This window comes from Gemmiger sp. An120 (assembly GCF_002160955.1).
In the GTDB taxonomy this organism is placed as follows: Bacteria; Bacillota; Clostridia; order Oscillospirales; family Ruminococcaceae; genus Gemmiger_A; species Gemmiger_A avium.
Genome location: NZ_NFLN01000040.1, coordinates 1 through 8,838, shown reverse-complemented (window position 1 = coordinate 8,838; position 8,838 = coordinate 1). Strand labels below are relative to the sequence as shown.

General features: G+C 57.2%; 9 protein-coding genes. 3 read left to right on the top strand and 6 right to left on the bottom strand.

Features of this window, described 5'->3' with window-relative positions; genetic code table 11:
• The 6 genes from B5E65_RS15870 to B5E65_RS15845 form a co-directional block, all read right to left on the bottom strand.
• Positions 1-227: 1,3-beta-galactosyl-N-acetylhexosamine phosphorylase N-terminal domain-containing protein (locus B5E65_RS15870; RefSeq protein WP_275532888.1), on the bottom strand; the 227-nt coding region annotated here is incomplete at its 3' end.
• 64 nt (positions 228-291) lie between these two features.
• Positions 292-495: a DUF6903 family protein gene (locus tag B5E65_RS15865; RefSeq protein WP_087172737.1), complete on the bottom strand. Its 204-nt coding sequence runs from the start codon at positions 493-495 to the stop codon at positions 292-294.
• A gap of 13 nt (positions 496-508) precedes the next feature.
• Entirely contained in the window at positions 509-1,408 is a 900-nt protein-coding gene (locus B5E65_RS15860; RefSeq protein ID WP_087172736.1) for a carbohydrate ABC transporter permease, read from the bottom strand.
• Between the two features lie 18 nt (positions 1,409-1,426).
• Positions 1,427-2,317 carry a carbohydrate ABC transporter permease gene (locus B5E65_RS15855; RefSeq protein WP_087172735.1) on the bottom strand — a complete coding sequence of 297 codons (891 nt, stop codon included), beginning with the start codon at positions 2,315-2,317 and terminating at the stop codon, positions 1,427-1,429.
• 122 nt (positions 2,318-2,439) lie between these two features.
• On the bottom strand, positions 2,440-3,798 hold the full coding sequence (locus B5E65_RS15850; protein ID WP_087172734.1) for a carbohydrate ABC transporter substrate-binding protein: 1,359 nt from the start codon (positions 3,796-3,798) through the stop codon (positions 2,440-2,442).
• 363 nt (positions 3,799-4,161) lie between these two features.
• Positions 4,162-5,355 carry an extracellular solute-binding protein gene (locus B5E65_RS15845; RefSeq protein WP_158098619.1) on the bottom strand — a complete coding sequence of 398 codons (1,194 nt, stop codon included), beginning with the start codon at positions 5,353-5,355 and terminating at the stop codon, positions 4,162-4,164.
• 346 nt (positions 5,356-5,701) lie between these two features.
• Between B5E65_RS15845 and B5E65_RS15840 the strand changes: the two genes are divergently transcribed.
• The 3 genes from B5E65_RS15840 to B5E65_RS15830 all read left to right on the top strand — a co-directional run bounded on the left by B5E65_RS15840 (position 5,702) and on the right by B5E65_RS15830 (position 8,766).
• The gene (locus tag B5E65_RS15840) at positions 5,702-6,571 is read left to right on the top strand and encodes a helix-turn-helix transcriptional regulator (protein WP_242957592.1); all 870 of its coding nucleotides are present in this window, start codon (positions 5,702-5,704) and stop codon (positions 6,569-6,571) included.
• A 155-nt stretch (positions 6,572-6,726) separates the two neighbouring features.
• Entirely contained in the window at positions 6,727-7,650 is a 924-nt protein-coding gene (locus tag B5E65_RS15835) for a nucleotidyltransferase family protein (protein ID WP_087172731.1), read from the top strand.
• Between the two features lie 3 nt (positions 7,651-7,653).
• Positions 7,654-8,766 (top strand): phosphotransferase enzyme family protein, encoded by a 1,113-nt coding sequence (locus B5E65_RS15830; protein WP_087172730.1) that lies wholly within the window; start codon positions 7,654-7,656, stop codon positions 8,764-8,766.
• Positions 8,767-8,838: the final 72 nt, after the last annotated feature.

Here is an 8,838-nt window from a genome sequence, read left to right as displayed (position 1 = left end):
TGCTGCACCTCGTCCGGATTGGCCTTGGCCCAGGCGTTGTCCTTACGGGTGGTGTAGTAGGTGGAGTAGATCTTGGCGCCGGTCTTGGTCAGCTCGGCGGGGAACTCGGTGCCGTCGCAGTCGCGGATGGCGTCCGCACCCCATTTTTTCAGAACCTCAATAGTTTCGGGCACGACGTCCAGGTCGGTGGGGATTGTTACGCGGCCGGTCAGATTGGCTTCGCTCATTATGGATTTCCTCCTGCAAATGACGGGTAAAGGCCGGTCGTTCCGGCCTTTACCACGTGTTTGATTATTTCGTAAAGGGTTTATTGTACAGGTACAGCAGAACCAAAATACCGGCCAGGCCCAGCAGCTCTACCAGCAGGCTGATAATGCTCTGCCGCAGGTCGCCCATGAAGCCCATGCTGTGGCCCGCGATTACCAGGCCGATGCAGGCAAACAGCAGCACCAGCCGGATCACGGTTTTTAATGTTTTCTTCTTGTATTCATCCATTGCGGCTGCCTCCTTACCCTTTCAGGCCGCCCAGGGTCATACCCTGAGTCAGCTTTTTCTGCACGCACATATACAGGATCAGCACAGGCACCATAACCAGAACCAGGCCGGCGTACATCTGGCCGTATTCCGCTTTGGCGTTCTGGGCTTTCATCAGGTTCAGCAGGCCGACCGGCAGGGTACGAGGACCGTTGGGGTCGGTAAGCATGGTCATAGAGATGATGTACTCGTTCCAGTAGGACAGGAACTCGAACAGGATCACGGTAACCACGCTGGGCTTGGCCATCGGCAGAATGATGCGCACCATGGTGGTGAAGTAGCCGGCGCCGTCCACGTAGGCGGCCTCTTCATAGGCCTTGGGCAGGGTGGCCAAATAGCCGCTGAGCAGATAGATGGTGAAGGGCAGGGTTGTGGAAGCCAGCACCACCGCCACCACAAAGGGATTGTTCAGGAAAAAGCCCTTGCCAAACAGCTTGTTGAGCAGCCGGTCACCGGAGACGAACATCAGGAAGATGGGCACTACGATGTAGTTCACGTTGATGAACAGGCCGGCCATAAAGCCGCCGTTCAGCAGCTTGCTGCCGCGGAAGGTGTAGCGGCTCAGCACGTAGGCGGCGGGCAGCGCCACGATCAGCAGGATGATCAGGGCCATGGCGGTGATCATGACGCTGGTCATGAAGTAATCGCCCATGTTGGCCTTGGTCCAGGCGTCCACAAAGTTCTGCCAGTGGATGCCCTTGGGCAGAGCGAAAGGATTGCCGTAGAACTCGCTGTTTTCTTTGACGGAAGCCATAAACACCCAGGCCACCGGGATGATAATGGTAATAGCCAGCAGGCTCAGCACAATGTAGGTAATAGCTTTACCCAGCACGCTGCTCTTTTCGCCCACGGCTTTTTCTTTATTAATTGCCATTACGCACTTGCTCCTTCCTTACATTTCCAGCGGCTCGCGCTTGGTTACCCGGTTCACCACAGCAGCCAGCGCAAAGGAGAAGCTGAATACCACCACGCCGATCGCCATGCCGTAACCGTAAGTAGAGTTGGTATACGCCTGCTTGTACATGTAGCTCAGGAACACCTCAGTAGCGCCGTCCGGGCCACCGCCGGTCATAGCCTTGACAAACAGGAAGCTCATGTTGATGTTGGAGATGATAAAGAAGGTGAGGGTCGTGCGGATGTTGGTCCAGATCAGGGGCAGGGTGATCTGGAAGAACTGGGTCAGCTTGGAGGCGCCTTCCAGGTTGGCACTCTCATACAGGCTCTCGGAAACGGCAGACATACTGGCCATGTACATGACCATGTAGTAGCCGATAGCCTGCCAGACCATGGCGATAGCCAGGCTGTAAATAACCAGCTTCTGGTCACCCAGCCAGTAGATCGGTTCGGCATCGCCGCGGAACAGACTCAGCAAGCTGTTGAGCAGACCCTGCTTGGAGTCATAGATGGCGCTGAAGATAGCGCTGATAACAACCACAGACAGGATATTGGGGATGTAGAAAATAATACGGAAGAAGTTCTGCCCGCGGATCTTTTCCCGGGTGAGGATCGCCGCAAACAGCAGCGCGAAGGTAATCGTAACAGCAGTGACCACCACGATCAGCAGAATGGTATTGCGGCAGGACTGATAGAAGTTCTGGTCCTTAAACAAGGTTACAAAGTTGCTCAGGCCCACAAACTCCTGGTTGGGGGAATAGCCGCCCCATCTGAACAGGGACATGCGGAATACATTGATGGTGGGGATCACAAGAAAAATGAACGCAAGAATCGTGGCCGGCGCAACGCAGGCTACGATAAACCGGCTGCGGCCTTTATTTTTCTGCATGAGTTCATCTCCATTCTCATTAAAAATGCGGTGAGCAAAAGGCAGATCCTTCTGCTCACCGCACAGGTTACCAGATCATCTGCGCAGGGAAATTATTGCGCGGATCAGCGATCCGGAAGCAATCACATATTTGCAGCCATGGTGGCGCAGGCATCCTGCATATCGGTCCACCACTGCTCCACGGTCTTGTTGCCGTTGACAACGCTGTCCATGGTGAAGCAGAAGATCTGCTTGAAGTTCATACCCTCAACAGGCTTGGTGGTGGCGAAGGTGCCGATAGCAGCCTTGGCGCCGTTGTCGTACACGCTGTAGTAGACCTTGTTGTCGTCGCTCAGCTTGTCGGTCATGCCGGCAATGGGCTGCACAGCGCCGCCCACGGTGGCAAAGATCTCAGCAGCTTCGTCGCTGTACAGGTAGCTGATGAAGGCCTTGGCCAGATCCTGGTTGGTGGAACCAGCGGGCACCCAGCACTGCTCAAAGAAGGTGTAGCTGTAACGGTCGCCGCCTTCTTCCATGGCAGGCAGAGCCATGAAGCCCCACTCGAAGCCGTCGGCGCGGGGAGCGTCGGCCATCTCACCGATAACCCAGTTGCCGTTGGGCATAAACAGAGCGCCGTTGTCCAGAACCAGCTGCTGGTTCTTCTGGAAGTTGTCGTTGTTGCCGTTGGACGGGGTGGACTTTTCGGTGTTCTCGGCCAGCTTGCCCAGAACCTCAAACATCTTGCCCGTCTCTTCGCTGCTCCAAACCTCGGCATCGTACTGCAGAGCCTTGTTGAAGAACTCCTGGCCGCCCACCTCGGGGATCATGGCGTAGATGAAAGCATCCAGGTAGCCAGCGGTGGGGTAGGTGAACAGGGGGATATCGGTCTGGTCAGCCAGAGCGAAGAACTCGTCCCAGGTGGTGGGCAGGGTCAGCTCGCCGCCGCCCTCGGTGAAGTTAGCCTTGTTGTAGAACAGGCCGCAGGGAGAGTAGAACATGGGCATCATGAACACGCGCTCATCACCGTAGGGGTTGGTGGTGGTGTTGCCGGTGAAGCCGGGGATTATCTTCTCGCCCACGGTCACGTCCTCACCGTAGACATTCATGGTCAGGATATCGCTCAGATCAGCCAGAGCATTCTCCTTCAGCATGGTCTCAGGCAGGGCCTTCTCACGGCCGGTGGCCAGATGAATCACGTCATAGAAGTTGCCAGCCTTCATCTGGGGGTCGATCACGTCCTCCAGGTTCTTGTCGGTGGTCAGTTCCACGGTAGCGCCGGTCTTCTCCTCAAACTTGGCACAGACCTGCTCCCACATCTCAACGCCGTAAGCAGTTTCGATCGCGGCCACCTTCAGGGTCTGGCCGGCGAACTCGCCCGCAGGCTCCTGCGCATTGGAACCGCTCGCAGCAGGGGTGCTGCTGCTGGTGGTGCCGTTGCCGCCGCAGGCAGCCAGGCTCAGAGCCAGGGCCAGAACCAGCACGATCGCCAGAATCTTTTTCATTGTTTGCTCTCCTCCTTATGATTGTATCATCCCGACGGCAAAACCGCCGTTCCGTTGTGGAAGCGCCGTTCGCGCGGCGCCCTTTACACTTACCAGTATACAAGTTTGGCGTGTCAAAACAAGCAAATAGTTGCTATATATTTTATAAATATTGGCTCGTTGTGCTTTTCGCAAAAATGATTGCAACGATTTTGTTATTTTTTATGTAATCCTTACACAAAAAAACGCATGAAATTTTGGATGCCTGCATTTTGACGTATAAAGCGGATTATTCGGCTTCACGAAGCATCGTCAAAAGGTAAGTTGGGGCTTTTTCCAGCCAGGTTGTAAAAGTCAAAGCCATTTTTGCATCGACAATATTTCTTAAGATATTTCTACATCTTCTCCGGAAGCTGCATAAGCAGCATCCATCTGCTGCAGGAACTGCCCGGCGTCAATTCTGCCTGCAAACAGATCCAGCAAGTTGGTCCACAGTGCATCGAATACGGCAGGATTATCATTCAATCCCATGTTCCAATCATAGGCGGAGGTCTGCGCCAGGAAGTCTTCCCGTACTCCAGCCACCAGGGTTGGCCATTCGGTATTGCGCACATCCGCCGGGATGTTGTTGCACGCTTTGCTCATCTCCTGGTCCCACCGGCCGCTGGTCACATACAGAATAAACTGAAAGGCTGCCTCAGGGTCGCGGCTCTCCCGGCACACCGCCATGGCCTGCGCGCCTACACACGCTGCCGTACCGCCATCCTGTCCGCCCAGATCCGGAAAATTGAAAAAGCCCCATTCTTCCTCACAGCCTGTATGCTCGGTCACCTCAAAGGGAACCCAGCTGCCGCTCACCACCATGGCGGCGCTCCCCTGCCCCAACCGGTCTTCTCCCTGCGGGAATGGCTCTGCACCTTCCCGGTTCAAATACCCTTTGTCCCACAGTTCCTGCACGCACAGGGCTGCCTGCCTGGCTGCATCGCTCTCGGTCCAGCCGCCGCTGCAGACCAGGTCCGATGCTGTTTTCTGCCCCCCAATCCGGGCCAGAAGATATCCGTACAGGAACGCCACAAACCCCTCATCCTGAGCCAACGGAAGGTAGCCGGCCTTTTTCAGAGCATCGCAGGTGTTCAGAAATTCATCCCATGTTCGCGGCACAACAGGCTGCCCCTGATCGTCAACAAGGCCAGCCGCGGCAAAGCTGCTCAGGGTAAAGAATACACCGGTGGTGTAAGGCTGGTGCGGGATGCAGCGTAAACTGCCCGCCCAGCTGCGCACCGCCTGCGTCAGAACGGGAACAGCATAATCGTCGTAGCCTGCGGCGGCGGCCATCTCCTCCAGGTCCAGGCAATAGGCGGACAATTGCGTACAAACCCGTTTCATATCATCATCAAACAGATCCACAACCTCTTCCGCCTTCAGCGCGTCGTCCAGATACTCGGTGATGGAACGCCCCACCCAGACCAGATTCACGTGAATGCCGCTCTCCTCTTCAAAGGCGGCCGCCGCCTGTTTCAAAACCGCCGCCTGCGGTTCATAATCACACCACATGGACCAGTAATTGATCTCCCGCATCGGGACCGCTTCCTGTTCCGAACCGGAACCTGCGCTGCATGCCGCAAAAATGGTAACCAGGAGCAGCGCCGACAATCTGCCTGCCATTGTTCTTCCCATTAAGCACCTCCCGTCTTAATGTCGCCTGGCCACGCAGTCATTCGCGGAAAACCGCAAATTCTGCTGGCAAGCCTATTTTCTGCGTATGGTTACCGGTCACTTCTTGCTGTTTTTTTCTCCGCGCGTTATACTAGGAACAAGCAATATTATAACACATAATATAATGCGTTCTGAATTCGTCTGTATTTTTGTAATTATATTGTCAATTTGCTCCTGGCAAGATTGCTAAAAAGGGAGGTGCATTTTTGTGAGCAATGCCCGATACGACTTTGCGCCGCGGGTTCGGGTGCAAAGTTCGGTGAATCTGTTGTATGTAACCCGCAGCCGATACGAAGGTGACTGGCATAGTCTGCCCCACACCCATCACTGCGCCGAGTTGTTCTACGTACTCAACGGGTCCGGATTTTTCCAGGTGGAAAATGAACAGTTTCCCCTGCGCCCCAACGACATGGTCCTGGTGAACCCCCAGGTGGAGCACACCGAGGTGAGTTTTTCCGACAGCCCCATGGAATATATCGTGATCGGAGTAGAAGGGGTTCATTTTCTGGACGAACGCCAGAACGAAACTCGCTATACCCGTCTGACCAATCTACCCGACCGGGAAGACTATCTGTTCTATCTGCGCACCCTGCTGCGGGAAATGGAAAGCCCGGCCATCGGTCACGACATTATCTGTCAGGGCCTGACCGAGGTACTGCTGGCCCAACTGAGCCGCCATATCGTGCAGGTGGAGCAGAAATCCGGGCAGCGCAAGGCCGGCCACGAATGCACCAAGGCCCGCCGCTACATCGACGAAAACTACACCGAAAATATTACTCTGGATTTTCTTGCCGAACTGACCCACATGAACAAATACTATCTGGTGCACGCTTTCAACCGGGAGGTAGGCTGCAGCCCCATCAACTACCTGATTGCCCGCCGCATCACCGAAAGCAAGCGTCTACTGGCTTCCACCAACTATTCGGTCAGCCAGATCAGCCAGGTGCTGGGATTTTCCAGCCCCAGCTATTTCAGCCAAAGCTTCAAAAAGGCTCTGGGGGTAGGCCCCAGCGAATACCGCCGCCGTGCCCAGAATCAGGCCGCCGCGGCTGATGCGGCCAAAAGCGCGGACGAATGAACCCACCGCCGGACTTTTGTGCAAAGAACGGGGCCGTTTTTGCTCTTGCGTCCACCGGAATAAGCCCGTAGAATAGTAGGCAGAGAGACAAAACCTGGTATCCGCGGCCGCCCCGCCGGCGCCGCCTGTTTAACAGTATGAAAGGAGCCTTTATCATGAAGAAACCGATCCTTGTTGTTATGGCTGCCGGTATGGGCAGCCGCTACGGCGGCCTGAAGCAGATCGACCCGGTGGGCAAGCATGGCGAAGTCATCATCGACTATTCCCTGTTTGACGCCCGCCGCGCCGGTTTCGAGACCGTGGTGTTCATCATCAAGCACGAGATCGAGAAGGAATTCAAGGAAGCCATCGGCAACCGGATGGAGAAGCACATGGAAGTGCGCTATGCGTTCCAGCAGCTGGAGAACCTGCCGGAGGGCTATTCCGTGCCGGAAGGCCGCACCAAGCCCTGGGGCACCAGCCATGCCATCCTGAGCGCCGCTGACGTGATCGACGGGCCTTTCGCCGTCATCAACGCCGACGACTACTACGGCCCCGAGGCGTTCAAGGTGATCTACGATTACCTGAGCACCCATCAGGACGACGCGGTGTATGAGTACAGCATGGTGGGCTACCTGCTGAAGAACACCGTGACCGAGAACGGTCATGTGGCCCGCGGCGTCTGCGTCACCGACAGCGAGGGCTACCTGGCCAGCGTGACCGAGCGCACCAAGATCGCCACCTACGAGGGCGGCATCCACTTCACCGAGGACGACGGCGCGACCTGGACCGACGTGCCCGGCGACACCATCGTTTCCATGAACCTGTGGGGCTTCACCGAAAGCTTTGTGGGCGAGGCCAAGGCCCGTTTCGCCAAGTTCCTGGACAAGGCTCTGGTGGAGAACCCGCTGAAGGGCGAGTACTTCCTGCCCAGCGTGGTCAGCGAGCTGATCGGCGAGGGCAAGGCCCGCGTCAAGGTTCTGCACAGCACCGACAAGTGGTACGGCGTGACCTACAAGGAAGACAAGCCGGTGGTTGTGCAGGCCATTGCCGACAAGACCGCCGCGGGCGTATACCCCGAGAAGCTGTGGGAGGACTGAGCCATGAACTGCACCGCTGAACAGATTCTGAACGAAGCCCTGGCCGCCTGGGACTGGAACGGCCAGGTTGCGGGCGCCCTGCGCTACGGCGCGGGCCATATCAACGACACCTTCTGCGTGTATGTGCAGGACGAGGCCGGCGACTGCGTGCGCTACATCCTGCAGCGCATCAACACCAACACCTTCACCGATCCGGACGGCCTGATGGAGAACATCTGCGGCGTGACCGGCTACCTGCGCAAGGTGATTGAGGAGCAGGGCGGCGATCCGATGCGGGAGACCATGAACGTGGTGTACACCCGCGAGGGCAAGCCCTACTACGCCGATTCCGACGGCGGCGCCTGGCGCGTGTACACCTTTGTGGAAGGCACCGTATGCCTGCAGAAGGTGGAGCAGCCCGAGGACTTCTACGAGAGCGCGGTGGCGTTCGGCAACTTCCAGCGCCAGCTGGCCGGCTACGACGCCTCCACCCTGCATGAGACCATCGCCCGGTTCCATGACACCGCCAACCGCTACGCCAACTTTGAGAAGGCCCTGGCTGCCGACGCCTGCGGCCGTGCCAAGGATGTGGCGGAGGAGATCGCTTTTGTGCAGGCCCACAAGGATGACTGCAGCTTCATGATGAACCTGCTGGCCGAGGGCAAGCTGCCGCTGCGCGTTACCCACAACGACACCAAGTTGAACAACATCCTGATGGATAAGGCCACCCGCAAGGGCATCTGCGTGATCGACCTGGATACCGTGATGCCGGGCCTGGCCGCCAACGACTACGGTGATTCCATCCGTTTCGGCGCCAACGACTGTGCCGAGGACGAGCCCGACCTGAGTAAGGTGAACTTCAGCCTGCCCCTGTTCGAGAGCTACACCAAGGGCTTTTTGCAGGCCGCCGGCGACGCGCTGACCGATCTGGAAAAGGAAACCCTGCCCTGGGGCGCCAAGCTGATGACCCTGGAGTGCGGTATCCGGTTCCTGACCGACTACCTGGAGGGTGACCACTACTTCCGCACCCACCGCCCGGGCCAGAACCTGGACCGCTGCCGCACCCAGTTCAAGCTGGTGCGCGACATGGAGGCCGCCTGGGACGAGATGGCCGCCATCGTGAAGAAGTACAGCTGATTTCCGGCATAGAAAAACGGAGCGGCGCCCCCCGCGGGGCGCCGCGCCGTTCTGTTTTGTGTCAGCAGGACC

Bases quoted from the DNA above. Each gene is read 5' to 3' on its own strand.
- B5E65_RS15860 (WP_087172736.1), bottom strand. From the start codon at position 1,408: ATGGCAATTAATAAAGAAAAAGCCGTGGGCGAAAAGAGCAGCGTGCTG.
- B5E65_RS15850 (WP_087172734.1), bottom strand. From the start codon at position 3,798: ATGAAAAAGATTCTGGCGATCGTGCTGGTTCTGGCCCTGGCTCTGAGC.
- B5E65_RS15855 (WP_087172735.1), bottom strand. From the start codon at position 2,317: ATGCAGAAAAATAAAGGCCGCAGCCGGTTTATCGTAGCCTGCGTTGCG.
- B5E65_RS15865 (WP_087172737.1), bottom strand. From the start codon at position 495: ATGGATGAATACAAGAAGAAAACATTAAAAACCGTGATCCGGCTGGTG.
- B5E65_RS15830 (WP_087172730.1), top strand. From the start codon at position 7,654: ATGAACTGCACCGCTGAACAGATTCTGAACGAAGCCCTGGCCGCCTGG.
- B5E65_RS15835 (WP_087172731.1), top strand. From the start codon at position 6,727: ATGAAGAAACCGATCCTTGTTGTTATGGCTGCCGGTATGGGCAGCCGC.
- B5E65_RS15845 (WP_158098619.1), bottom strand. From the start codon at position 5,355: ATGCGGGAGATCAATTACTGGTCCATGTGGTGTGATTATGAACCGCAG.